This window comes from Streptomyces sp. NPDC049837, from assembly GCF_040674455.1.
GTDB lineage: Bacteria > Actinomycetota > Actinomycetes > Streptomycetales > Streptomycetaceae > Streptomyces.
Genome location: NZ_JBFAMP010000004.1, coordinates 619,088 through 643,322 on the forward strand (window position 1 = coordinate 619,088; position 24,235 = coordinate 643,322).

A 24,235-nucleotide genomic window follows, 5' to 3' on the forward strand; every position below is an offset into this window, starting at 1 on the left:
GAAGCCATGGAACGAAAGGCGGTGACCCATGCCCGTATGGGACGACCTGGTCGGCCAGGACCGTGTCCAGGAGCAGTTGCGCGCCGCCGCCCGTGACGCCGACGCGCTCGTCACCGCCGACGCGAGCGGCACCGCGCAGCCCGACGCGTCGAAGATGACGCACGCGTGGCTGTTCACCGGTCCGCCCGGCTCCGGGCGGACCACCGCCGCCCGGGCGTTCGCCGCCGCGCTCCAGTGCGTCAGCCCCGACCGGGCGCTCGGCGGGGAGCCGGGCTGCGGATTCTGCGACGGCTGCCACACGGCGCTGGTGGGCACCCACGCGGACGTGTCGACGGTCGCCGCCGTGGGCACGCAGATCCTGGTCGACGACATGCGGGACACGGTCCGCAAGTCGTTCACGTCGCCGGCGAACGGCCGCTGGCAGGTCATCCTCGTCGAGGACGCCGAGCGGCTGAACGAGAAGTCCGCCAACGCGGTCCTGAAGGCGGTGGAGGAGCCCGCTCCCCGCACGGTGTGGCTGCTGTGCGCGCCCTCCATCGAGGACGTCCTGCCCACCATCCGCTCCCGCTGCCGCCACCTCACGCTGCGTACGCCGCCGGTCGAGGCCGTCGCCGACGTCCTGATCCGGCGCGACGGCATCGAGCCGGAGGCCGCGTACGCCGCCGCCCGCGCCACCCAGGGCCACATCGACCACGCACGCCGCCTCGCCACCGACGAGCGCGCCCGGGCCCGCCGGGCGACCGTCCTCAAGGTGCCGCTGCGGGTGGACGACATCGGCGGCTGCCTCAAGGCGGCCCAGGAGCTGATCGACGCGGCGGCCGAGGACGCCAAGGAGGTCGCCGAGGGCACCGACGTCAAGGAGACCGAGGAGCTGAAGGCCGCGCTCGGGGCCGCACCCGGAGGCAGGATGCCGCGCGGCACGGCCGGTGCGATGAAGGAGCTGGAGGACAAGCAGAAGCGCCGCAGGACCCGTACGCAGCGGGACAGCCTGGACCTGGCCCTCGGCGAGCTGACGAGCTTCTACCGCGACGTCCTCGCCCTACAGCTCGGCTCCGGCACCGCCCTGGCCAACGAGGACGTGCGCGACGCGCTGGACCGGATAGCCCGCGAGTCGACACCCGAGCGGACGCTGCGCCGGATCGAGGCGGTGCTCGCCTGCCGCGAGGCCATGGACCGCAATGTGGCGCCGCTGCTCGCGGTGGAGGCGATGACCATGGCCCTCCGCCAGGGGTAACCCGTACGGGTAGTCGCGGGCACGAGGCGTGAGCATCCGGCTACGCTCCGGGGATGGACTCCAGCCGTCTGCTCCGCACGTCCGCCATCACCCTCTCGGTCTTCGGCCTGCTCCTGGCCGGCTGCACGGAAGGGGGCACGACACCGGCCGCCTCCGCCCCGGCCGCGTCCTCGGCCGCCTCGGCCGAGCAGCTCAAGGCGTACTACGGCCAACGGCTGACCTGGCGCGCGTGCGGCGCCCCCGGCTTCGAGTGCGCCACGCTCAAGGCCCCCCTGGACTACGCCGAGCCGAACGGCGAGCAGATCAAGCTCGCCGTGTCCCGGGTCAAGGCCACCGGCCCCGGCAAGCGCCTCGGTTCGCTGCTGGTCAACCCCGGCGGCCCCGGCGGCTCGGCGGTCGGCTACCTCCAGGGGTACGCGGGCGCCGGCTACCCCGCCCCCGTGCGCGCCCGCTACGACGTGGTCGCCATCGACCCGCGCGGCGTGGCCCGCAGCGAGCCCGTCCGGTGCCTCGACGGCCCGCAGATGGACGCGTACACGCAGGTGGACCAGACCCCCGACGACCGGGGCGAAACCGCCCGCCTCGCCGCCGCCTTCAGGAAATTCGCGGCCGGCTGCGAGAAGCTCTCCGGCCGGATCCTGCCCCACGTCTCCACGGTCGAGTCCGCCCGCGACATGGACATCCTCCGCGCGGTCCTCGGGGACGAGAGGCTGAACTACGTCGGCGCCTCGTACGGCACGTTCCTGGGGGCGACGTACGCCGAGCTGTTCCCCTCCCGCACCGGCAGGCTGGTCCTGGACGGGGCGATGGACCCGTCCCTGCCGACCGCCGAGCTGAACCGCGACCAGACGGCCGGCTTCGAGACGGCCTTCCAGTCCTTCGCCGCCGACTGCGTCGAGCAGCCGGACTGTCCGCTCGGCACCGAGTCGCCCACGGCTGCGGCCGCCCGCCTCAAGGCGTTCTTCGCCGCGCTCGACGACCGGCCCGTCCCCACCGGCGAGAGCCGCGAACTCGGCGAGGCGCTGGCCACCACGGGCGTGATCGCCGCCATGTACGACGAGTCCGCCTGGCCCCAGCTCCGCGAGGCGCTGACCCGGGCGATGGGCGGCGAGGGCTCCGCCCTGCTGGCCCTGGCCGACGGCTACTACGAGCGCAACGGCGACGGCACGTACTCGAACCTGATGTACGCCAACGCCGCCGTGAACTGCCTCGACCAGCCGCCCGCCTTCACCAGCCCCGACCAGGTCGCCGCCGCCGTCCCCTCCTTCGAGAAGGCGTCCCCCGTCTTCGGCGAGGGCCTGGCCTGGGCGTCCCTGAACTGCGCGTACTGGCCCACCAAAGCCACCGGCACCGCCCACCGCATCGAGGCGAACGGCGCCGCGCCGATCGTCGTCGTCGGCACCACCCGCGACCCGGCCACCCCCTACAAGTGGGCCAAGTCCCTCGCCGCCCAGCTCTCCTCCGGCACCCTCCTGACCTACGACGGCGACGGCCACACCGCGTACGGCCGCGGCAGCGACTGCGTCGACACCGCGATCAACACCTACCTCCTGGACGGCACGGTCCCCCCGCCCGGAAAGCGCTGCCGCTGACGCGTGTGCGAGGCACCCCCTGGACCTGTGTAAACTGGTCCCCGCCGCTGCACCTCCCAGGGGGAATCGCACGGCACTGCCGCCTTAGCTCAGTTGGCCAGAGCAACGCACTCGTAATGCGTAGGTCTCGGGTTCGAATCCCGAAGGCGGCTCCGAAGAAGGCCAGGTCGCACCACTGTGACCTGGCCTTTTCGCATGCCCGGAGGTGGGGGCCCACGGGCGGGCCCGGCGGGCCCCCGTCCGGGCTCGTCAGCTTGTCCAGAAGGTCCACCAGCGGGTGAGGATCAGCATTCCGATGATCCCGATGTGGAGGGCGGGCAGGACCCAGGTGAACTCGTCGAGGAACCCCCGCACCGCGCGCGGGGCGGGGAGCAGGCCCTTGCGGAGGGTGTGCGAGGTCACGTACCAGAACATGACGATGGTCGCGGCCCACGCCGAGCAGCACCACAGGCAGAGCGAGCCGATCTCGTAGAGGGACTGGTGCATCAGCCAGGTGCAGAAGCCGACTCCGAAGAGTGTCCCGGCGTTCAGGCCCAGCCAGTACCAGCGCCGCAGGCGTGCGCCCGAGAGGAGGGCCGCGCCGATGGCGATCACCATGCCGTAGGTCACCAGGCCGAGCATCGGGTTGGGGAACCCGAACACCGACGCCTGCTCGCTCTTCATGATGTTGCCGCACGACACCACCGGGTTGAGGCTGCACCCCGGGGTGAAGGCCGGGTCCTCTAGCAGTCTGAACTTGTCGAGCGTGATCACCCACGCCGCGAGCAGCCCGACCGCACCCGTGATCACCAGCAGCCACGCGAGCGGCCGGCCGGCGCCGACCGTGATGTCCCGCTCGCGATCCTCAGTCCGGGCGAGGGGCGCCTCGTCCTTCACGCGCGTCATCGTCATGGCGGCGACGTTACACGCCGAATCCTTTCGTCGCGGTTTTCCCCGTTTTCTTCCCCGGAACGAGGGAAAGCCCCGGCGGCAGGTCAACGGACCTGCCGCCGGGGCCTCTTCGGGGGAGAGGTCAGGTACGTACCCTGCGCACGGGCAGCAGGCAGTGGGCGCTCAGCTCCACCAGCTCGTCGGCGCCGACGAACGCCCGCAACTGCTCCTCGCTGACCGGCTGTCCCTGCACGGCCTCGGGCCACGGGCGCAGCGAGCAGATCAGATAGGCCTTGCCGGTCTCGTGGGCGGCCTTCTCCCACTCGGGCGGCACCGGGCACTGCACCTTCATGAACGGCAGGTTGAGCACGGCCTGTTCGGCCTCCACCAGCAGCGTGACCGGAATGCGGGTCTCGCGGGTGAGGTCCGTGACCTTGTCGCCGATGGACAGGCCGGCCTTCTCCAACTCGCCGCGCAGCGCCTCCGCCCCCGCCTCGGGCCCGTCCCGGCCGTCCCCGAGGGAGTACACCATCAGGAATGGCATGACGGGCGCATCGGACTCGGGCTCGGGCTCATTGGCCCACGGGATGACGGCAAGGGTGCCCAGGAGGGATTCCTGCTGCCCCGGGGTTGCGGCGGTGGAAGAGGTCATGCTGCCGGATGGTAGTGGCGCCTTACGGGTCCTTCAGGTGTGTTTCCACCCGTTCAGCCGATATGCCGGGGCCGTGATTCACCTGGCCGGGTAATGGCCCGGTGAGGGATGCGGTTACGCCCTCCGGAACGGTTCAGGTGCGGGGTCGTTGTGCCCGGTGGGAGCCACGATGAGCAGGGAGCCCGATCGATGAGCGTCGTACAGCCGTTGTCCCGCCTCTTCCCGCGCCGGCGCGCCGTGCTGCGGGCGCTGTTCACCCTGACCGTCACCGCGTTCACCGGCGGGACGCTGGCCCATGTCGCCGCCACGCCCCGCGACGGGGCGGCACGGACGCGGTCGTGGGCGTCCGGGGGCGGGTTCGACGAGATGTACAAGGGCCGGCACATCCAGGGCGGCCCCCTGCCGCCGGACGGGCGGCGGTTCGGCGTACGGGTCGACGGCAGACCCCTGCACCTGATGCGGTGCGCCGACGGCGGCTACCTCACGCCCGTCGACCACTACCAGTCGTACCCGACGCCCCTGGCCGCCACCCGCGCCGCCGTGGACGAGCTGGGCTCCGCCCGACTGGCTCCGGGAGGAGGGCACCATGGCGTACGTCCGTAAGAACCAGCGCGACCTGACCGGCGCCGAGCGCAAGAAGTTCGTCAGCGCCGTACTGGCGCTGAAGCGCAGCGGACGGTACGACGACTTCGTCCGTACGCACATCGAGTACTACAGCGCGGACGGCGACGACGATCTGCGGGTCGCGCACATGGCCCCGTCCTTCCTGCCCTGGCACCGGCAGTACCTGCTGGAGTTCGAACGGGCGCTCAGGAGCGTCGACCCGACGGTGACCGTCCCCTACTGGGACTGGACCCGCGACAACACCCCCGCCGCGTCCCTGTGGGGCGAGGACTTCATGGGCGGCAACGGGCGGCGCGGCGACCACCAGGTGATGACCGGCCCCTTCGCGTACGCCAGGGGGAACTGGCCGATCACGGTCGGCGTCACCGAATCGCCGTTCCTGACCCGGAACTTCGGCAACCCGGCCAACCCCATCGGGCTGCCCACCGCACGGGAGCTGGCCCGGGCGACCGCCGAGACCGTGTACGACTCCGCGCCCTGGGACTCCACGAGCCGCACCGGCTTCCGCAACGCGCTGGAGGGCTGGACCCGGCAGAGCGGCAACGGCCGCTGGCGCAACCACAACCGTGTCCACCGGTGGGTCGGCGGCCTGATGCTCGGCGGCGCGTCCGTCAACGACCCGGTCTTCTGGCTCCACCACTCCTTCATCGACCTGATCTGGTCGCGCTGGCAGCGGAAGAACCCCCGGGCCCGCTACCTGCCCGCCACCCCGCCCCCGCCCGGCTCGGACCAGTACCGCCGGGTCGTCGCGCGGGACGAGCCGATGCCGCCGTTCAAGGTCACCCCCGCCGACGTCGCCGGCCACCACCACATCTACCGCTACGAGTGACCGGCCGGCGGCCGCCCGGAGACGCGGAACGGCCCCCCGGCCGGTGAGCCGGGGGGCCGTACGTGGCTGACGTGGCTGTACGCCGGGGTGTTCAGCCGCCGTAGCCGCCCTTGTGGTCCTTGTGGTCCTTCTTGTGACCGTCGACGTTTGCGCACTGGTTGCCGAACGCGGGGTTGAGCAGACCGATGATGTCGATGGTGTTGCCGCACAGGTTGATCGGGATGTGGATCGGGACCTGGATCGCGTTGCCGGAGATGACACCGGGGGACTCGACGGCAGCGGCGTCGGACCGCGCGTCGGCGACGGCCATGCCGGTTCCGCTCAGGGCGACAGCACCCGTGCCGACGATGACGGCGGCAGCCTTCGCGATGCGAGACATCAAAATCTCCTTGTACGTGGAAATCCGACCGCGGACCCGCGGTCGTCACTCCCCTACAACGCCGCTTTTCAGGACGGGTAACGGCCGCGCCACTCCAACAGCCGGTCGTGGCACAGGGTTCGCCCTTTTGGACGCAGGGAGCGCGGGGGAAGGGGAATTCGGGGATTGGGGGGAGGGGAGGGGAACTTGCGGAGGGAGGGGGACTTGTTGGAGGGATAGGGGACTTGTGGAGCGAGAGGGGGATTTGCGGGGGAGAGGGGCTTGCGGAGGGATGGGGGACTCGCGGGCGAGAGGGATTGCTCGCGAGGAGGGGCCTGGCTCAGTTCTTCGGCTGAGCCAGCCCGAGCGTCGAGTCCAGCGCTCCCGACACGGTCGGCGCCAGGAAGCCCGCCTGCGGCAGCTCGACGCCCGGCAGGCCGAGCGACTCGGCGCGCGGCAGGGTGACCGGGAGGCCGAGGATCGCGCCCGGCGTGGTCGCCTGCACCTCGGAGGCGGGGGCGGCGACCAGCGCCCGGCCCGTCGGCTCGCCCTCCACGACGTCCGGCAGCGGCGCGCTGACCAGCGTCTCCGGGATCCCGGCCGTGATGGGGAGCTGCGGCAGGAGCAGCGGCTGTACCCTGCCCTCCCCATGCCCGGTGAGCCCCATGGGCGCCCCCGGGAGCGGGATCGGGACGCCGGTACGCAGCGTCGGCGTCTCCGTCGGGAGTACGGTTCCGAGACCGTGCAGCGGCACGTCCACCGGTGCGACCGGCACGGCGGCGGACGCCGCCGCGGGCGACGCCATCGCCGCCGATGCGAGGCACGTGACGACAATCCCCACGCCTGCCTGAGACTTCAGGTTCATTGCTGCGTACGCCTTCCCGGGCTGTGAGTAACGGTGCTGCCTCAAAGAACGAGCACGCGCCGAGAGCGGCGTCAGAATTCGCCTGATTGCAGCAACGCCGGGTGGTGCCGCGTCCCGTGCGGAGAACCGGGCATGCCGAAAGGCCGACGGGAAACGAGCGTCATCGTTTTCCGTCGGCCCCGGCAGCGTCACGTACGAGGGAGTACTTTCCCGTCCATCAGGCGGAGTTACTTGCCGCCGCCCAGCGCGGGCAGGCCGCCCAGGAGCGGCGTGGCGGTGTCCTTCGCCCCACCGGCGGTGTCCTGCACTTTGTCGACGGCCTTGCCGTCGGTCACCTTGCCCACCGCGTCGGCGGGAACGGCCTCGGTCAGACCCCGCTTGCCCAGGGCTTCGACTCCTCCGTTGAGGCTGGACGGGGTGAGGGTGGGGTCGATGGCGAAGGCCGGCGAGGCCGCGCCCAGAGCCATCATGGAACCGGCGACGACCGCAGCAACCTTGGTGGGCTTCATGGGAGGGAGTCCTTCCTGGAATGGCGTCTGTTCGCTGCAACTCACGCACATCACAGGCCACTTGGGATCACCTGTGCAGCGCTCTGTCTTCCCTAACGAGCCCTCCGCGCGGGGGAAACTCCGCGAGCCGCGAATTCTCGGCACTGCACTCGAACGATACGAATCGGTCCTATTCTCCGATCAGCGAGATCAATGCGATGAACGAGATCAATGGGATCAGCTTGGTGGGTGGGAAAGGCCGGCGGCCGTGTCGGCTCAGTGAGGGCTGAGGCGGCACGGCCGTCGGGGACTGGGCCCTGGACCTAGAGGCCGGTGGCCGGGAGCGTGGTCGCCGGGAGCGTGGTGGCGCCCGTCGCCTGCGTACCGGTCATCCCGGCGACGTCGCGCATGATCGTGTCGATCAGGGTCTTGGTGGCCGCCTGGACCTGGGACGCCGAGGTGACCGCCTGGCCCTTCATCGCGGCGGCGACCATGTCGTCGATCGCCTTGTCCATGCCGGCGAGTGCCTTGTCCACGGCCGCGTCCGTGGTGTCCGTCGTGTCCATGGAGGTGCCCGCGGGCGCGGGGGAGGAGGTCGTGGGGGCAGAGCTGGCCTCCGCTTCGGCCGCCGCCTTCCTCAGGGCCTCGATGGCGGCCGTGAGGTCCTTCATCTGCTGGTCCATGTCGGTCGCGGGGAGCGTCTGGGTGCCGCTGTTCGTGCCCGATACGGTGCCCAGGACGGAGTCGAGCACGCTGCCGATCGAGCCGAGGATGTCGCCGATGTCCTCCGGCGCCTTGACCTGCTCCTTGGTCTGTTCCTTGGCGGCCTGGTGGGTGGCGTGGGCGAGGGCGGGTCCCGCCGTACCGAACGTGAGCGCGGCACAGAGCGCGGTGACCGCCACACGGCGGGGTGTCAGGAGACGCATGCCTTGTCCTTCCGGTGATGCCCAGTGATGCGTCGAGAACGTGACATCACCGTGAGTCCGCCCATTGCGGCCCGCAAACGCATGCGTGACAACGTATGAATGGGCCCGACGGGTGAATCGGGCCGCCTGACCTGCCACGAAAAGCAGCCCGGACTCGGCCGCCGGGGCGATGGCGGCGCGCCGCCGATGGAGTGGCCCGCCCTTTTCCGCCCGCGTTCACGCCCGCGTTCCCGCACACGTTCCCGTATGCGCTCCCGCACCCGTTCCCGTACACGCAGAAGTGCGCCACCCCCCCGCGGGGATGACGCACTGTCTCGCGCCGGCTGTGCGCGTGGCGTGCCGCGTCAGTCGTTGACGCAGACGTTGCCGAAAGTGGGGTTCAGCGCACCGATGATGTCGATGGTGTTGCCGCACAGGTTGATCGGGATGTGGATCGGCACCTGGATGATGTTGCCGGAGATGACACCGGGGGACTTCACGGCCGCTGCATCCGCGTCGGCGTCGGCGTGCGCGACGCCGGTGGCACCGGCGACGGACGCGGCTACGGCGGAGGTCAGGACGGCTGCCTTCGCGATACGGGACATGGAGGAGCTCCTAGGTTGGTGAGGCACTGCGGCCGACGTGGCCGGCTACACCAACAACGCCCCAGTATTTCGCCGGTTGCGCGACCGAATGGGTGACACCACCGCCGGGGGCTCGCGCGCGACACGCCGCACCATGAACGCGGCGTGAAAATACGGAAGTTGCTCCGGCGGTGTTTCATATGCTTCTGGTCGTGATTGTTGAGTTATAACGTTCCTCTCGCCGGACCTCATCCGTCAAAGCGGAGAAGCGGAGAACCAACAGGGGGAATTCAGAGGCCTGACATTCGCCCGCGCGCCGGAAAGCGCCGACCCCTCACTGCCACCAGCTTCGTAGAAAGGGTCACGCGTGCGTCCCCCACTTACCGCATTGCATGTTGTCCAGCCGGGTGACGGCGGGGTGGCCCGCGTGGTCACCGACGTGGCCGGTGCGCAGGTGGACCTGGGAATGCGGGTGGCCGTCGCCTGCCCGCCCGGTACACCGCTGGCAACGGCGGCGCGGGCGCTGGGCGCCGATGTGCACCCGTGGCGGGCGGGGCGCGAACCGGGGCCGGGGCTGGTGGCGGAGAGCCGCCGGATCGCCGAGCTCGTCGACCTGCTGCGCCCCGACCTGGTGCACGCGCACAGCGCGAAGGCCGGACTGGCCGCCCGGATCGCCGTACGCGGCCGGGTCCCCACCGTGTACCAGCCGCACGCCTGGTCGTTCGAGGCGGTCGACGGGGTGACCGGCGCGCTCGCCAGGCGGTGGGAGCGCTGGGCCGCCCGCTGGACCGACCGGGTCGTCTGCGTCAGCGAGGCGGAACGGCGGCGTGGCGAGCGGGCGGGCGTACGGGCGGCCTGGTCGGTGATCCACAACGGCGTGGACGCCCAGCGGTTCGCCACGGGTCCGGACCGGGCGGCCGCCCGCGCCGCGCTCGCGCTGCCCGCCTCGGCGCCGCTCGTGGTGTGCGTGGGGCGGCTGTGCCGCCAGAAGGGCCAGGACACGCTCCTGGAGGCGTGGCCCGCCGTCCTCGACCGCGTACCGCACGCCCGGCTCGTCCTCGTCGGGGACGGCCCGGACGCCGAAGCGCTCCACGCCGCCGCCGGACGGACCACCGCCGGGCACTCGGTGACCTTCGCCGGCGCCGTCGCCGATCCCGCGCCCTGGTACCGGGCCGCCGACCTCGTCGTCCAGCCGTCCCGCTGGGAAGGGATGGCCCTCGCGCCCCTGGAGGCCATGGCGGGCGGCCGCCCCGTCGTCCTCACCGACGTGGACGGCGCCCGCGAGAGCCTGCCGCCGGGCCACGAGACGCACTGCCTGGTCCGCCCCGGCGACCCGGCGGCCCTCGGCGCCGCCCTCGCCGGACTGCTGCGGCGGCCCGTCCTGCGGGAGGCCCTGGGCCGCCGGGCCCAGCAGCACGTGCTGCGGCGATTCGACGTGCGGCGTGCGGGCGCGGCCATCGCGGACGTGTACCGCGAGGTGACCGCACCGCGCCACGAGCTCAGGGAGCCGATCTCCCAGTGACCACGGAAAGCACCAGCCCGGCCACCACCGTCGTCCCGCCCCGCGGGCGGGCGGACCGGCTGGCCCTGCCGCCGCGCCGACCGGTGCCCGCGCCGCCCTTCGTCTCCTCCCTCGTCGCCGCCGACTGCGCCGCCGTCCTGCTCGCCGCGCTGCTGCTCGACCACGAGCAGCGCAGCGCCGCCCTGCTGATGCAGCTCACCGCGTGCCTGGCCGCGCTCAACGCGTACGCCGGCCTCTACCGGCCCGGTGCCGTCCTCTCCGTACTCGACGAACTGCCCACCCTCGCCGGGCGTGCGGCCATCGCGTGGTGCGCGGCCGCCGCGCTGCTCGCCGCGCAGTCCCCGCAGCGCGCCATCGGCCCGGCGGCGCTGGCCGCCGCGTACGCCGTCCACCTGGTCTTCGTGTGCGGGTGCCGTGCCGTCCTGCACCACCGGCGCCGCGCCGGCGCCCGCGCGCACCCGCGCTCCGCGCTCGTCGTCGGCTCGGCGCCCGACGCGCAGCGGCTGGCCGCCACGCTCGCCAGGCACCCCGAGTACGGCATCCGGCCGGTCGGCATCGTCGACACGCACCGGCCGCAGGCACCCGCCGAATCGTCACTGCCGGTGCTGACCAGCCCCGAGGAGATCCACCGGGCGGTCATCCAGAACAGCGTGCGCGACGCGGTGTTCGCCGGCGCCGAGCAGACCGAGCTCGTCGCGCTGCTGCGCCACTACGGCTGTGTCGGCTGGCTCGTCGGCGACACCGGTGGCGGTACGCCGATGAGCCAGCACCTGTGGGGCCACGCGTGCCGGCGCCTGGACCCGCCGCCCGCCCACCGGGGCCGACTGCCGAAACGGATCCTCGACGTCACGGTCGCCGGGCTCATGCTCGCGGTCCTCTCCCCGCTCCTGCTGCTGTGCGCGGCCGCGATCCGGCTGTCGGACGGTCCCGGTGTGGTCTTCCGCCAGGAGCGCGTCGGCCAGGACGGCCGACTGTTCACGCTGCTGAAGTTCCGTACGCTGCGGCCCGCCGACGACGAGGAGGCCGCCACCCGGTGGAGCGTCGCCCACGACGAGCGGATGAGCGTTGTCGGAACGTTCCTGCGCCGGACCTCGCTCGACGAGCTGCCGCAGCTCTGGAACGTGCTGCGCGGCGACATGAGCCTGGTCGGGCCGCGCCCGGAACGCCCCTACTTCGTCGCCAAGTTCAGCCGCGCCCACCCCGGTTACGCGGCCCGGCACCGGATGCCGGTCGGGCTGACCGGGCTCGCGCAGGTGCACGGGCTGCGCGGCGACACCTCCATCGAGGACCGGTGCCGCTTCGACAACCACTACATCGACCACTGGTCGCTCTGGCAGGACGTGTGCATCCTGCTGCGTACGGCGGCCTCGCTGATCCGCCCGGCGGGAAGCTGATGCCGGTACGCAGGTGGGCGCCCTTGGTGCCGTTGCTCGCGGTCGTCGCGCTGCTCGCCGTCCCGCCGCCGCACGGCTCGTCGGGCACCGGAACGGTCGCGGACGCCGCGTCCGCCGTGCTGGTCGCCTTCTGCGCCGTACGCCTGGTACGGGACCGGGCGCGGCCGCTGTCGCGGACGGCGGCCGTCGTGCTGGGTCTGCCCGTGCTGGGCGTCTGTACCGCGGCGGTCACGTCCCACGACCCGGCGGCCAGCCTCCCGGGCGTCGCCCGCTACCTCCAGGTCTTCGTCCTCGTACCGGCGGCCGTGGTGCTGCTGGTACGCGACCGGCGGGACTTCGCCGTGGTCACCTGGGCGATGATCGGCCTCGCGCTCGCGCAGGGGGCGGTGGGCGTCACGCAGTACGTGACCGGCACGGGCGCGTCGTACATGGGGGAGGACGTCCGCGCGGTGGGGACCTTCGGGCCCACCGACGTGATGGGCATGGCGACGGTCGTCGCGTACGGGATCGTCGCGGCGGCCGGGATCGCGCTCGGTTCACCGGGGGAGGCTGGGCGGCGGGCCGGGGCGTGGGCCCTGGTCTGCGGCGGGCTGCTGCTCGTGCCCCTGGTGGTGTCGTTCAGCCGGGGCGCCTGGATCGCGACGGTGGCGGCGTGCGGGCTGCTGTCGGCGCTGTGCGGCGTGCGGCGCGCCGTGCGGGTGGGGCTGGCGGCGGGCGCGCTGGGCGTGGTGCTGGTGGCCGGGCTGGGCGTCGGTTCGCAGATGGTCCAGGAGCGGGTCGCCAGCATCTCGCAGGTCACGGCGACCCCCGACCGGTCGGTCACCGACCGGTACACCATGTGGGCGGCGGCGGCCGGGATGTGGCGCGCCGAGCCGCTCACGGGCGTCGGGCTCAAGGGCTTCCCCCACTACCGGGACAGCCACGCCTCGCTGGCCCTGTCGTCCGGCAGCGACACGGCGGGCGCGGGCCGGGGCTTCCAGCGGCAGCCCCTGCTGTCGCCGCACAACATGTACCTGCTGGTGCTGGGCGAGCAGGGACTGCTGGGCCTGCTGACGATCGCGGGGAGCTGGCTCGCACTGCTGGCGTGCGGAGTGCGGCGCCTGGCGGACGCCCGCCGAACCGGGGCGGTGCCGGCCTGCGGGCTGGTCGCGGTGGGCCTGCTGGTCTGGCAGCTCGTCGACTTCGCGTACGCGGACATCGGCGGCCCGGCGACGGTCCTCACGGCGCTGGTGCTGGGGCTTGCCGCCTGGTGGGCGTTCGCGCCGGAGGCGGTGGGTGCGAGTGGGGCGGTGAGCCCGCCAGGGGCGGTGGGCGGTGGCGGGTCCCTCGCCCTGGGTCCGGTGCTTACGCCGGTGGGTACGGGCGGGGCCCCTCCGGGCTCGACTCTCACCCGGAGGGGGGTCCCCCAGCGGGGACGACCCTCCACGGCCCCCTACGCCGGCGGTGATGGCGGTGCCGGGGCGTGGGCGCCAGAGGTGGGGGCCCCGAATGGCTGACGTTCCGCAGCCCGGTGCGGTGACGGCGCGGCCCGTGCCGGAGGGCGACGCCGGGCGGTCCGCCCCGCCGCCCAAGCGGCCGGCATGGGCGCCGTCCGGTCGGTTCCTCGCGCGGGCGGCCGCGCTCACCGCGGCCCTGACGGCGGTGGGTGCCCTTCTCGGGCTGGTCCGGGATCAACTGCTCGCCCACACGTTCGGCGCGGGTACCGGCACGGACGCGTTCCTCGTCGCCTGGACCGTCCCGGAATTCGCGGCCACGCTGCTGATCGAGGACGGCATGGCCCTCGTCCTCGTACCCGCCTTCGCCGCCGCCCTCGCCCGCCGGGCGGGCACCACCGGCGACCCCGTCCGCGCGCTCGTCAGGGCGACCCTGCCCAGGACGGCCCTCGGCATGGGCGCGGCCGCCGGGGTGCTCGTACTCGCCGCGCCCTGGCTCGTCGGACTGCTCGCGCCCGGGCTGCCTGAGCGGCAACTGGCCGTGGACTGCACCCGGTTGACGGCCACCTGTGTGTTCTCCTTCGCCCTCGCCGGGTATTGCAGCGCGGCGCTCCGCGCCCACGGCCGGTTCCTCGCGCCCGCCGCGATCTACGTCGCGTACAACACCGGCATCATCGCGGCGGTCGTCCTCCTGGACCCCGGCGCGTGGGGCGTGCGCGCGGCGGCGGCCGGGGCCGCGGCGGGCGGCGTGCTGATGGTGCTGATCCAGGCGCCGGTCCTGTGGCGGCAACTGCGTACGCCCGGTACGGCGCGGGCCCAGGACGGGACGGCGCCCCGCCTCCTGCTGGCCGCGCTCGCGCCGGTGATCGTGTTCGCGGTGTGCCGCCAGTCGCAGGTCCTGGTCGAGCGCTTCCTCGCCGCGCCGCTGCCCGCCGGGGCGATCTCGCACCTCAACTACGCGCAGAAGGTCGCCCAACTGCCGATGGTGCTCTCGCTGATGCTGTGCACGGTCAGCTTCCCGGTTGTCGCGCGGGCGCTCGCGGCGGGCGACCCGGACACCGCACGGCGGCGGGCCGAGCGCGACCTGCTGCTGGCGGGGGTGATCGTGCTCGTCGGCGCCGCGACCGTCGTGGCGGCCGCGCCGCAGATCGTCGAACTGCTCTTCCAGCGCGGCGCGTTCGACCGGGCGGACACCTCTGCCACGGCCGCCGTCATGCGGGTGTACGCCCTCGGGCTGCTCGGCCAGACGCTCGTCGGCGCCCTCGTGCGCTGCTACTTCTCCGCCTCCCGGCCCCTGTGGTACCCGGCCGCCGTCATGCTCGGCGGCATCGCCGTGACCGCCGCGGCCGGCCGGGCGTGGGCGGGACCGTGGGGCGCCGCCGGCATCGCCGCCGCCAACGCGCTCGGCATCACCCTCGCCGCCGCCCTCCTCCTGGCCGGCGTACGACGGCAGAGCGTCCCGCTCGACGCCCGGCACCTCGCGCTCGGGCTGGCCCGGCTCGCCGGGGCGGCGGCCGTCGCCACGGCAGCCGGGTGGTGGTGCGCGACGGGACCGCCGCCCCTCGCCGTGCCGCTCGCCCTCGTCACCGTCACCGCCGCGTTCACCGCCGCCGCCTGCGCCCTGCGCGCCCCGGTGGTCCCCTCACTGATCCGTTCCGCCCTGCGAAGGCCCGCTCATGAACCAGCCGAGAATCCCCCTCTGGGTGGCGATGTACCACTCGATCGACGACACCACGGACGATGACCCGTACCACGTGACCGTCTCGCCCGCCCGCCTCGACAAGCAGTTGCGCTGGCTGCGCGACCACGGCCTGCGCGGGGTCGGGGTACGGCAGTTGCTGCTGTACGCGGCCCGCCACGGCGACACGCGCGGCCTGGTCGGGCTCACCTTCGACGACGGGTACGCCGACTTCCTCGACAACGCCGTCCCCCTCCTGCGCCGCCACGAGTGCACGGCCACCGTCTTCGTCCTCCCGGGACGGCTCGGCGGCGACAACTCCTGGGACGCGCTCGGCCCGCGCAAGCCGCTGCTCACCGAGGACGGCGTCCGGCGCTGTGCCGCCGCCGGCATGGAGGTCGCCTCGCACGGTCTGCGGCACGTCTCCCTGTCCGGTGCGCCCGAGCACGTACTGCGGGAGGAGACGGCCGCCAGCCGGGAGGCGCTCCGCACGATCACGGGAACGGCCCCGGACGGGTTCTGCTACCCGTACGGGCACGTCAACGAGCGCGCGGTCCGGGCCGTGCGGGAGGCGGGGTACACGTACGCCGCCGCCATCGACCCGGGCGCCGTCAGCGGCGTGTTCGCCCTGCCCCGGGTGCACATCGGGCAGCGCGACACCGCGTGGCGGCTGCACGCCAAACGGAAGCTGCACGGGGCCCGGCGCGCTCCCGTACCCATGTCATGAAGGTCCTGCACATCATCACCGGCCTCGGCATCGGCGGCGCCGAGCAGCAACTGCGCCTGCTGCTGCCGCACATGGACCGCGTCCGCAGCAGCGTCGTCACGCTCACCAACCCCGGCCCGGTCGCCGAAGCGCTGCGCGCCGACGGGGTGCCGGTGACCCACCTGGGCATGCGCGGCAACCGCGACCTGGCCGCCCTGCCCCGCCTCACCCGGCTCATCCGGCACGGTGGCTTCGACGTCGTCCACACGCACCTGTACCGGGCGTGCGTGTACGGGCGGCTCGCCGCCCGGCTGGCGGGCGTACGCGCGGTCGTCGCGACCGAACACTCTTTGGGCGCCGCCCAGATCGAGGGCCGGCGTCTGAGCAGCGGCGCGCGCGCCCTGTACCTGGCCAGCGAGCGGCTCGGTACGTCGACGGTCGCCGTCTCCGACACGGTGGCGCGGCGCCTGGCCGGGTGGGGCGTGCGCCCGGGGCGCATCCGGGTGGTGCCGAACGGCATCGACGTGGAGCGCTTCGCGTTCGACCCGGCCGCGCGGCGGGCGGTGCGGCAGCGGCTGGGGCTGGCGCCGGACGCGTACGTCGTCGGCGGGGTGGGGCGCCTCGCGGCGGGCAAGCGGTTCGACACGCTGATCCGCGCGGTGGCCTCGGTGCCCGGCGACATCCGGTTGCTGCTGGTGGGGGAGGGCGAGCAGCGGCAGCGGCTGGAGGAGGTCGCCCGGGAGTGCGGCGCGGCGGACCGGGTGGTGTGGGCCGGGGCGGTCGACCGCGGGCTGCCGGAACTGCTGTCCGCCATGGACGTGTTCGTGTCCACGTCCGCCGACGAGGCGTTCGGGCTCGCGATCGTCGAGGCGCTGGCCGCCGGACTGCCCGTGCGGTACGTGGCGTGCCCCGCGCTCGACGACCTGCCGCCCGAGGAGGCGCCCGGGGCGCGCCGGATCGGCGGGACGGCACCCGAGGTGGCCGCCGCGCTGGCGTCGGTCACCCGCGAGCGGCTCCCGGTCCCCGCCGCCGTGCACCGCTACGACATCGCGCACAGCGCCCGGCAGTTGATGTCCCTCTACAGCGAGCTCTACGACGAAGTGAGTTGTCGATGACCACCACCCAGTCCCTTGCCGTACGCCGTGCGATCGGCTGGCTCACCCGCCTCAAGCGCACCCGCCGCCGGTGGCTGGTCCCGGCCGCCGCGCTGCTGGGCGTCCTCGCCGGGGGCGCGTACGGGCTGCTGAAGACCCCCGAGTACGCGGCCACCAGTTACGTCATCGTCGTACCGTCCGCGAAGTCCGACCCCGCCGGGGCGATGGGCCTGGCGCAGGCGTACGGGAGGGTCGCCACCGACATCGCGATCGTCGGCGACGCCCAGGTCGCGGCCGGCGTGCCGGCGGCCACACTGCGTGCGAGCGTCCAGGCCGTGACCTCGCCGGACGCGCCGATGATCGCCATCACGGCGCGGGCGCCGGAGGCCGCGGCCGCGGCGGGGATGGCCGACAGCGTGGCCAGGGCCCTCGTGCAGAAGGGCTCCCACACGGAGGGCAGCACCGGAGTCAAGGTCCTCCAGTTCACCCGGGCGGCCACGCCGACGAGCCCCGTCTCGCCGTCGGCGCCGCTGTCCGCGCTCGTCGGCGGCTGCGCGGGCGGGCTGCTCGGCGGGCTCGCCCTGCTGGTGCGGCCCCGGTACGGGCGGCGCGGGGCGCGGTACGGGTACCGGCCCGTGCCCGGCCCCGGCCCGGCCGCGCAGCCGGCGCCCCAGCCGAACCCGCATCCGGAGGCCCTCGTATGACGTGGGAGGTGACCGTCTGCCGGGACGGGGAGGCGTTCGGCGGGCTCGCGGCCGAGTGGGCGCGCCTGTACCGGCGGTGCGCCACGGCCACCCCGTTCCAGTCGCACTCCTGGCTGCACTCCTGGTGGGTGTCGTACGGCACCCCCGGCCGCCTGCGTGTCGTCCTGGTACGCCGCGACGGGGCGCTCGTCGCGGCGGCGCCCCTCCGGCTGGTGCGCCGGCCGCTGCCGGTGCTGACCCACCTGGGCGGGGCCATCACGGACTTCTCGGACGTGCTCGTCGACGACGCCCACGCCGACGAGGCGGTACCGGTACTGGCCCGGGCGCTCGGCCGCCTGGCCCGTACCGCCGTGATCGACCTCCGGGAGGTACGGGCCGGGGCCGCCGCGCAGCGGGTCCACGCCTGCTGGCGCGGCCCGCGCCGCCGCCTGCCCGACTCGGTGTGCATGGAGCTGCCCGCCGCGCCCATCGACGAGCTGGTCGGCCGCCTCCCGGCGTCCCGCGCCCAGCGGGCGCGTTCGAAGCTGCGCAAGCTCGACAGGCTGGGCATCGAGGAGCACGTCGTACCCGCCGCCGAGGTGCCGCACGCCCTGGAACGGCTGCTGGCCCTGCACCACCGGCAGTGGGCGGACCGCGGGGTGACACCGGAGCACCTCCGGCCCCGGTTCGCGGAGCACCTCCAGCGGGCGGTGCGCTCGATGGTGGAGTCGGGGGACGCCATGGTGACGGAGTTCCGCATGGCCGGTGACCTGGTCGCCGCGGACCTCACGCTGATGTCGCCGCTGCTGTCCGGCGGCTACCTGTACGGGGCCGATCCCGTGCTGCGCGCGCACAAGGTGGACGTGGCGACGCTGCTGCTGCGCAACGGCGCCCGGGAGAGCAGCGCGAGCGGCCGCACCACGCTGAGCCTGCTGCGCGGCCGGGAGCCGTACAAGAGCCACTGGCGCCCCGAACCGGTCGTCAACGAGCGGCTGCTGCTCGCCCGGCGACGGACCGCGCCGCTCCTGCTGCTCCTCGCCGGGTACGCGGCCGGCCGCCGGTGGGCGGCGGACCGGCTGCGTACCCGGACGTGGGTGCGGCGGCTCAGGAGCTGACGTAACGGCGCCACTCGAACTTCACGCACAGTTGGCGGCCGAGCCACCGCTCGACCCAGTCGCCGAGGTCCAGCGGAGTACAGGCGGCCTGCTCGGGCTGTTCGGGCTGCTCCGGGCGTCCGGGCTGCTCCGGGCGTCCGGGCTGCTCGGGCTGCTCGGGCTGCTCCGGGCGTCCGGGCTCTTCGGGCTGCTCCGGCTGTTCCGGCTCTTGGGGCTCCTCCGGCTGTTCGGGCTGCGGTTCCGTGGGGTTGCCCTTGCCGGAGAGCATCGTGCGGAACACCTCGGCCGACTCCGGATTCTCGTCGCACTGCCAGACACCGTGCGGGCAGTAGTCGGTGATGGTGTGGTACAGCGGCTTGTGCCGGTCGATCCACTCCAGCATGCGCCGCATGTACTCGGGGTTGTCGCCGTTGCGGAACAGCCCCCATTCCGGGTACGAGATCGGTTTGCCGTGCTCGGCGGCGAACTCCACGTGCTGCCGCAGCCCGTAGGGCTGGTTCACCTGCTCGTCGAAACTCTCGCCCGACGGCTGGTCGTAGGAGTCCATCCCGATGATGTCGACGACGTCGTCACCGGGGTAGCACGCGGTCCACGGGATGGCGTCCCGCCCGCGATTGGGCGCGAAGTCGAACCGGAAGCGCTGGCCCGGCACCGCGCGCATGGCCGTGACGATGCGCTTCCAGTACGCCTTCCACGCCTCCGGGTCGGGGCCGCAGCGGTGCGAGTACGTGATGCCGTTCATCTCCCAGCCGAGGACGATGACGGTGTCCGGCACGCCGAGCCGGACGAGGCGTTCGCCGAGGGCACGGAAGTGCCGGTCGAACCGCCCGTCCGCGCCCAGCCGCAGCAACTGCCGTACGACGGGGTCCGGCAGGTGGCTCTCGTTGCGCTCCAGCATGGGCACGTTGAGCACGAACAGCCGGTCCTCGCGCTCCTGCCGCCACCGCGCCCAGTGCTCCAGGAACCCGGGCCGGCCCTCGATGTTGGTCCACACGTCGCCGGGCAGGTACGTGTGCCCGACCCGCAGGTCGGTACCGCCGAGCCACTTGCGCAGCCCCGCCATGCGGTGAATGCCCCGCGGCCCGTAATCCAGGTACGCCCCCATGGCCGTGCCGCTCCCTGTGCCCGCGTCCCGCCCCGGCACCGGCTCGCTGCCCGGAACCGGCTCGTTCCCCGGACCGGCGGGTTCCGCACGCTCCAGTCCCGCCCCCGTCCCGGGCCCGCTGCCGGTATCGGCCTCCACCCCGCTCGTCGCCCCCGCCTCCGCCGCAGCCCCCGTAGCCGCCGTTGCCGCCCCGGCGTCCCGGTCCCCTTCCGGGCCCGGACCCTGCCCCGTTCCCGTCGCCGCCAGGACTTCGGGGGACGGGCCCCGTGGAGCCGCCGGTTCGGAGGCGTGGCCGGCCGGGGCCGACAGGACCGAACCGGCAGTCAGCAGGCTCAGCAGCCCGGCGGTGAGCACCCCCCGCCGCGTGCCTCTCGTCTTCGCTCTCCGGTGACCCATGCTCCGCTCCTTCGCCAGGCGCCAGGATTCGCCAGTCGCTCAGTCACTCGGAGCAAAAGTATTCTTAATGGGCCGACCGGGATCGCGGTCCCGTCGCTCAGTAGGCCGTTGGTGGATTTCATCGCCCGCTTGGGGCAGCCGGGCACAGAAAAGCCGGTCCCGGAGCGCTCCGGGACCGGCTGTTACGCGGCCGAGGCCTGATGTCGCGTCACTTGTTGACGCAGACGTTCCCGAAGGCCGGGTTCAGCAGCGCGATGATGTTGATGGTGTTGCCGCACACGTTGATCGGCACGTGAATCGGGACCTGGACGACGTTGCCGGAGATGACGCCCGGCGAGCCCACGGCGGCACCGTGGGCGTCGGCGTCGGCGACAGCAGGCGCGGCCGCACCCAGCGCCATGACAACACCGGCGACGGCTACCGCAGCCTTCTTGCACTTCATAGTTCGGCTTCCTTTCCACAGGAGGAAGTCTTGCCACGGATTTCGTGACGAACGGGCCCCGATGTGGCCCGGCTTCCACTGCGAAAATCACAACGAATGCGAAAGCGGAAAGACACCACTGTGGCAGCTTTCCGCACCGATTCACTCGAACCGCCGAGCTACGGCCGGAGGCAGATGGCTCAACGACTGGGCCACACGGGGCGCGCCACCAGAACGTCCCATTCGCGGTCCGGCAGGCCCGGGACCGTCCGGCCCAGCGCTCTCCATTCGCGCGTCAACGACGAATAGACGGGGACCGTCTCGGCCTCCGTCGCTTGCCTGCTCTGTGGGATGAGGGGCACACGCTGCCATTTACCGGCGCGAGGAGCCATGCCGAACCTTTCCGTTCACAGCAGCCTTGGCGAGGCTCTCGCATCATGTCACAGCCCGTGCTCGTACCCTCACGCTTCACGAAACCGCTCACGGTCGATGGGGCAGGGCCGCGAAGCGCAGGCCGAAGTGGTCGAGGGTGCGCGGCAGTGGCCGGTCGGGCCGCAGCCTGCCGGGCCGCTCCGGCAGGTACGTGTGCCGTTCGAGCAGGGCCGCCAGCATGGTGGAGGTGACCAGGAGCACCAGGTCCTCGCCCGGACACTCGCCGGGGCCCGCGCTGAACGGCATCAGCGCCTCCGTGTCCTGGGCCGTGCCGTCCAGCCAGATCTCCGGCGTGAACCGGTCGGAGTACGGCAGCGACTCGTCCCGGTGGAACAGAGGCGTATAGATGAGGAACTCGGTGCCGGCCGGCAGCGCGTCCTCGCCCCAGTCGGTCTCGCGCACCGACTCGCGCAGCACGAAGGGCGTGGTCGGCCACAGGCGCAGCGACTCCAGCACACAGGCGCGGGTGTACGGCAGGAGGCGGGGCTCGGTCAGGTCGGTGACGGCCAGTTCGTTGCGTACCTGCGTCTCCTGCGCGTTGTGCGTGGACAGCAGGGCCAGCGCCCGGAAGGTGGCGATGCCCGCCGCGTCGAAGGCGAACAGCCAGTGGGGCACCTGCCCGGCCGGGTCGGTACCGGGCGCGGCGGTGGTGGCGGTCAGGGCGGCGGCGAGGCTGCCGGGCTCGGCGCGGTCGAGGTGGGCGCGGAGGCGGCGTTCGAAGCGGGCGCGCAGGGCGGTGCGGCGCGGGGCGGCGACGGACCAGTTGGCGGTGGAGCGCAGCCGGCCGAGCATCGCGGTCAGGCCGGTGTCGTCGCGCCCGGTGTCGCCCAGGACGAGGCGGCGTGCGGTGCGGTCCCAGGCGGTGCTGAAGTCCGCCCAGCCGATCTCTCCGTCGCCGGCGGTCGTCGCGCCCAGGAGCTTGCCCGTCTCTTCCCGGACCGTGCGCACCATCCGGGGCGCCAGGCTGTGCATCTGGTGGCCGTACTCCAGCACGGCCTCGTTGAACGCGCGCCGCGCGTCACGCTCCGTACCGCGCGAGATCAGCACGCCGTGCGGCTGGAACTGCTCCAGGGAGGCGCGCTTCTCGCGGGTGGCGGGGGAGTACGGGTCCGGCGTGCCGTTCAGGACGCGGGTGGCGTCGCCGGCCTGGAGGACGACGGCGAAGTGGCGCCCGGCCACGTCGAGCCGGAGCGGGCCGGGACCGTAGGCGCCACGCAGCTCGGTGAGCAGCCCGGTGGCGCGCCGGTCGAGGGCGTACCGCTCGGCGAGGGCCATCCCGGCGCGCCGGCGGGCGATGGCGCCGGCCGCGAGGGTCGGTGCGATCACCTGCGCCGCCAGTCGCGCGGTGTCGCGCCCGGACGCCCGGGCGGGGGTGTGCGTGGCCGTGTCCGTACTGCTCATGGCCCCCGGGTGCCCAGGGGCCGAGCGCGCAAAACGGTGCGTGGAGGGGGCGGGGCCGGGGCGCCCGGGCAGCGGTCGGCCCGGGCGGTCCGTTCGCGGCCCGCCCGGGGGCCGCCCGGCGGTGTGGCCCGCCGGGGGGTGCGGGTCAGCCGCCCGTGGTGGGCCCGCCGCTGCCGAAGCCGCCGCTGGGGGCACCGCCCCACTTGGCGTCCTTCTCGGTGCGCGGCGAGGCGTCCGGGTCGGTGTTCTGGTGCCTCAGCTCGTACGGCATCACCCGGTCCTCGCGCTCGTCGAGCTCGGCGGGCCGGCGGTGGCCCTCGGCCTCACCCGGCAGCCCGGCGTCCGGCGGCCGGTGCGGCTGCTCGTCGGGCGTGGGGGGCGCGGGCTCCCGGTTCCGGATGCGCCGTCCCAGCCAGAACGCGCCGATCAGGAAGCCGACGAGGAGGATGCCCGCGACCAGCGGACCAATACCGACGACATGGTCCTTAGCGGCGAATTCCGTGGTGAACGTCATGAGAGAGTCCATATGGGGCGTGTACCCCGGACATGCCCCGACCAGACATGTCCAGGGGAGTGGACAACCCCATCATCATTTAAGCGATCCATCCGCTTTTAGGTGATTGATCTCTTCGGGTGACCTGGCGCAACTTAAACGGTGCCGTGCTGTTGATCAGGGCGACCCCGAGCACCGGGTCTCTCGACGAGAAGGATGGACCATGATCAAGAAGGTTCTGGCCACCGCCGGCGTCGCCGCGGCCGTCCTTGGCGCCTCCGCGCCGATGGCCGCCGCCGTGGGCGACCGCGGAATCGACACGCAGAACGGCAACTTCGCCACCCAGTCGTACGGCAACACGCACACCGGTGGCTACATGAGCCCGCAGATCGGGCTGATCCAGGGCTCCCTCAACAAGCCCTGCATCGGTCTGCCGATCCAGGCCGACGTTCAGAACATCCTGGCCCTGGTCAACGTCGGTGTTCAGGACATCCTCAACGACACGCAGAACCAGCAGTGCGCCGAGAACTCCACGGCGGTCAAGGGCGACAGCGCCCTGTCGCACCTCCTGGAGGACGTCCTCTCCGAGAACGTCTCGGCCGCCGTCCGGGACTGACGCGAGGCCACCGTCCCGCACGGCCGCAGGGCCGTGCGGGCGGTACCGCGTGGCGTCCGCCGCCACGCGCCCGGGACCATCCCCGGCTACACCCCCCACGCGCCCGACGCCGGGCGCGGCACGACCCGAGCACCCGGGTCTCTCGACGAATGGGATGAACCATGATCAAGAAGGTTCTGGCTACCGCCGGCGTCGCTGCGGCCGTGCTCGGCGCGTCCGCGCCGATGGCCGCCGCCGTGGGCGACCGCGGAATCGACACGCAGAACGGCAACTTCTCCCGGCAGATCTACGGCAACACCGTGACGGGCGGCCACCAGAGCCCGCAGGTGGGCCTTGTCCAGGGCACGCTGAACAAGCCTTGCATCGGTCTGCCGATCTACGCCGATGTCCAGAACATCATCGCGCTGGTCAACGTCGGCGTTCAGGACATCCTGAACGACCAGCAGGACCAGCAGTGCGTGGAGAACTCCACGGCGGTCAAGGGTGACAGCGCCCTGTCGCACATCCTGGAGGACGTCATCTCCGAGAACGCGTCCGCCGCGATCCGGGACTGACGCGGGACACGACGCGCGCGCAGCCACCGCATGGGCGGGCCCCACATCCGGCACCACGGATGTGGGGCCCGCCCTCGTGTGCGGGGCGGGCCCGCGCGCGGGACGGAGGGCGGCGGGGAAGTCGTGTGAAACATTTGCCGGGGGCTGCCGCGTCAAGGGGGTGGAGCACGACGGCAGCGGGGTGAAGGGGA

The 24,235-nt window shown here is 73.1% G+C and carries 25 protein-coding genes and 1 tRNA gene; 15 read left to right on the forward strand and 11 right to left on the reverse strand.

Annotated elements, in window-relative coordinates; translation table 11 throughout:
* The first annotated feature begins 28 nt into the window (after nucleotides 1-28).
* The 3 genes from AB0J57_RS14320 (at nucleotide 29) to AB0J57_RS14330 (ending at nucleotide 2,978) form a co-directional block, all read left to right on the forward strand.
* Complete coding sequence (locus tag AB0J57_RS14320) at nucleotides 29-1,234, forward strand: DNA polymerase III subunit delta' (RefSeq protein ID WP_366128382.1); 1,206 nt, start codon at nucleotides 29-31, stop codon at nucleotides 1,232-1,234.
* A gap of 53 nt (nucleotides 1,235-1,287) precedes the next feature.
* Nucleotides 1,288-2,826: an alpha/beta hydrolase gene (locus tag AB0J57_RS14325; protein WP_366128383.1), complete on the forward strand. Its 1,539-nt coding sequence runs from the start codon at nucleotides 1,288-1,290 to the stop codon at nucleotides 2,824-2,826.
* A gap of 78 nt (nucleotides 2,827-2,904) precedes the next feature.
* Nucleotides 2,905-2,978, forward strand: a tRNA-Thr gene (locus AB0J57_RS14330).
* 97 nt (nucleotides 2,979-3,075) lie between these two features.
* Here the strand turns inward: AB0J57_RS14330 and AB0J57_RS14335 are convergent.
* Nucleotides 3,076-3,711: a vitamin K epoxide reductase family protein gene (locus AB0J57_RS14335; protein WP_366128528.1), complete on the reverse strand. Its 636-nt coding sequence runs from the start codon at nucleotides 3,709-3,711 to the stop codon at nucleotides 3,076-3,078.
* 127 nt (nucleotides 3,712-3,838) lie between these two features.
* A complete protein-coding gene (locus tag AB0J57_RS14340) occupies nucleotides 3,839-4,348 on the reverse strand; it encodes a DUF5949 family protein (protein WP_366128385.1) in 510 nt (169 codons plus the stop codon).
* Between the two features lie 189 nt (nucleotides 4,349-4,537).
* On the opposite strand from AB0J57_RS14340, the gene AB0J57_RS14345 reads away from it, so the two are divergent.
* Entirely contained in the window at nucleotides 4,538-4,951 is a 414-nt protein-coding gene (locus AB0J57_RS14345) for a tyrosinase family oxidase copper chaperone (protein WP_366128386.1), read from the forward strand.
* Complete coding sequence (locus tag AB0J57_RS14350; protein ID WP_366128388.1) at nucleotides 4,935-5,801, forward strand: tyrosinase family protein; 867 nt, start codon at nucleotides 4,935-4,937, stop codon at nucleotides 5,799-5,801. Before AB0J57_RS14345 ends, AB0J57_RS14350 begins: the two co-directional genes overlap by 17 nt.
* 91 nt (nucleotides 5,802-5,892) lie before the next feature.
* Here AB0J57_RS14350 and AB0J57_RS14355 read toward each other — a convergent pair whose 3' ends face one another.
* The 5 genes from AB0J57_RS14355 to AB0J57_RS14375 form a co-directional block, all read right to left on the reverse strand.
* Nucleotides 5,893-6,180, reverse strand: a complete 288-nt coding sequence (locus tag AB0J57_RS14355; protein ID WP_366128390.1) for a chaplin — start codon at nucleotides 6,178-6,180, stop codon at nucleotides 5,893-5,895.
* Between the two features lie 319 nt (nucleotides 6,181-6,499).
* Entirely contained in the window at nucleotides 6,500-7,024 is a 525-nt protein-coding gene (locus tag AB0J57_RS14360; RefSeq protein ID WP_366128391.1) for a hypothetical protein, read from the reverse strand.
* Nucleotides 7,025-7,251: 227 nt separating this feature from the next.
* On the reverse strand, nucleotides 7,252-7,533 hold the full coding sequence (locus AB0J57_RS14365) for a hypothetical protein (protein WP_366128392.1): 282 nt from the start codon (nucleotides 7,531-7,533) through the stop codon (nucleotides 7,252-7,254).
* Between the two features lie 302 nt (nucleotides 7,534-7,835).
* Nucleotides 7,836-8,438, reverse strand: coding sequence for a hypothetical protein (locus AB0J57_RS14370; protein ID WP_366128393.1), 603 nt, complete (start codon nucleotides 8,436-8,438; stop codon nucleotides 7,836-7,838).
* Nucleotides 8,439-8,782: 344 nt separating this feature from the next.
* Nucleotides 8,783-9,022: a chaplin gene (locus AB0J57_RS14375; protein ID WP_366128394.1), complete on the reverse strand. Its 240-nt coding sequence runs from the start codon at nucleotides 9,020-9,022 to the stop codon at nucleotides 8,783-8,785.
* A 346-nt stretch (nucleotides 9,023-9,368) separates the two neighbouring features.
* Here AB0J57_RS14375 and AB0J57_RS14380 point away from each other — a divergent pair, with 346 nt between their 5' ends.
* The 8 genes from AB0J57_RS14380 to AB0J57_RS14415 are packed head-to-tail and all read left to right on the forward strand — an operon-like array spanning nucleotide 9,369 to nucleotide 18,626.
* Nucleotides 9,369-10,523 carry a glycosyltransferase gene (locus AB0J57_RS14380; RefSeq protein ID WP_366128395.1) on the forward strand — a complete coding sequence of 385 codons (1,155 nt, stop codon included), beginning with the start codon at nucleotides 9,369-9,371 and terminating at the stop codon, nucleotides 10,521-10,523.
* Nucleotides 10,520-11,917, forward strand: a complete 1,398-nt coding sequence (locus AB0J57_RS14385) for a sugar transferase (RefSeq protein WP_366128396.1) — start codon at nucleotides 10,520-10,522, stop codon at nucleotides 11,915-11,917. Before AB0J57_RS14380 ends, AB0J57_RS14385 begins: the two co-directional genes overlap by 4 nt.
* Nucleotides 11,917-13,413 (forward strand): O-antigen ligase family protein, encoded by a 1,497-nt coding sequence (locus tag AB0J57_RS14390; protein WP_366128397.1) that lies wholly within the window; start codon nucleotides 11,917-11,919, stop codon nucleotides 13,411-13,413. Before AB0J57_RS14385 ends, AB0J57_RS14390 begins: the two co-directional genes overlap by 1 nt.
* Nucleotides 13,406-15,094, forward strand: coding sequence for a lipid II flippase MurJ (locus tag AB0J57_RS14395; RefSeq protein ID WP_366128398.1), 1,689 nt, complete (start codon nucleotides 13,406-13,408; stop codon nucleotides 15,092-15,094). Before AB0J57_RS14390 ends, AB0J57_RS14395 begins: the two co-directional genes overlap by 8 nt.
* Nucleotides 15,027-15,755, forward strand: a complete 729-nt coding sequence (locus AB0J57_RS14400; protein ID WP_366128399.1) for a polysaccharide deacetylase family protein — start codon at nucleotides 15,027-15,029, stop codon at nucleotides 15,753-15,755. Before AB0J57_RS14395 ends, AB0J57_RS14400 begins: the two co-directional genes overlap by 68 nt.
* The gene (locus tag AB0J57_RS14405) at nucleotides 15,752-16,849 is read left to right on the forward strand and encodes a glycosyltransferase (RefSeq protein WP_366128400.1); all 1,098 of its coding nucleotides are present in this window, start codon (nucleotides 15,752-15,754) and stop codon (nucleotides 16,847-16,849) included. Before AB0J57_RS14400 ends, AB0J57_RS14405 begins: the two co-directional genes overlap by 4 nt.
* A complete protein-coding gene (locus tag AB0J57_RS14410; protein ID WP_366128401.1) occupies nucleotides 16,846-17,532 on the forward strand; it encodes a lipopolysaccharide biosynthesis protein in 687 nt (228 codons plus the stop codon). The genes AB0J57_RS14405 and AB0J57_RS14410 overlap by 4 nt, the downstream gene beginning before the upstream one ends.
* Nucleotides 17,529-18,626 carry a GNAT family N-acetyltransferase gene (locus AB0J57_RS14415; RefSeq protein WP_366128402.1) on the forward strand — a complete coding sequence of 366 codons (1,098 nt, stop codon included), beginning with the start codon at nucleotides 17,529-17,531 and terminating at the stop codon, nucleotides 18,624-18,626. Before AB0J57_RS14410 ends, AB0J57_RS14415 begins: the two co-directional genes overlap by 4 nt.
* Here the strand turns inward: AB0J57_RS14415 and AB0J57_RS14420 are convergent.
* The 4 genes from AB0J57_RS14420 to AB0J57_RS14435 form a co-directional block, all read right to left on the reverse strand.
* On the reverse strand, nucleotides 18,616-20,127 hold the full coding sequence (locus AB0J57_RS14420) for a glycosyl hydrolase (RefSeq protein WP_366128404.1): 1,512 nt from the start codon (nucleotides 20,125-20,127) through the stop codon (nucleotides 18,616-18,618). The genes AB0J57_RS14415 and AB0J57_RS14420 overlap by 11 nt on opposite strands.
* A 208-nt stretch (nucleotides 20,128-20,335) precedes the next feature.
* A complete protein-coding gene (locus tag AB0J57_RS14425; RefSeq protein ID WP_366128405.1) occupies nucleotides 20,336-20,569 on the reverse strand; it encodes a chaplin in 234 nt (77 codons plus the stop codon).
* Nucleotides 20,570-21,028: 459 nt separating this feature from the next.
* Nucleotides 21,029-22,381, reverse strand: a complete 1,353-nt coding sequence (locus tag AB0J57_RS14430) for a cytochrome P450 (protein WP_366128407.1) — start codon at nucleotides 22,379-22,381, stop codon at nucleotides 21,029-21,031.
* 145 nt (nucleotides 22,382-22,526) lie between these two features.
* A complete protein-coding gene (locus AB0J57_RS14435; protein ID WP_366128408.1) occupies nucleotides 22,527-22,895 on the reverse strand; it encodes a DUF6479 family protein in 369 nt (122 codons plus the stop codon).
* A 202-nt stretch (nucleotides 22,896-23,097) separates the two neighbouring features.
* On the opposite strand from AB0J57_RS14435, the gene AB0J57_RS14440 reads away from it, so the two are divergent.
* On the forward strand, nucleotides 23,098-23,490 hold the full coding sequence (locus AB0J57_RS14440) for a rodlin (RefSeq protein ID WP_366128409.1): 393 nt from the start codon (nucleotides 23,098-23,100) through the stop codon (nucleotides 23,488-23,490).
* A 161-nt stretch (nucleotides 23,491-23,651) separates the two neighbouring features.
* Nucleotides 23,652-24,044, forward strand: a complete 393-nt coding sequence (locus tag AB0J57_RS14445) for a rodlin (RefSeq protein ID WP_366128410.1) — start codon at nucleotides 23,652-23,654, stop codon at nucleotides 24,042-24,044.
* Nucleotides 24,045-24,235 lie beyond the last annotated feature (191 nt).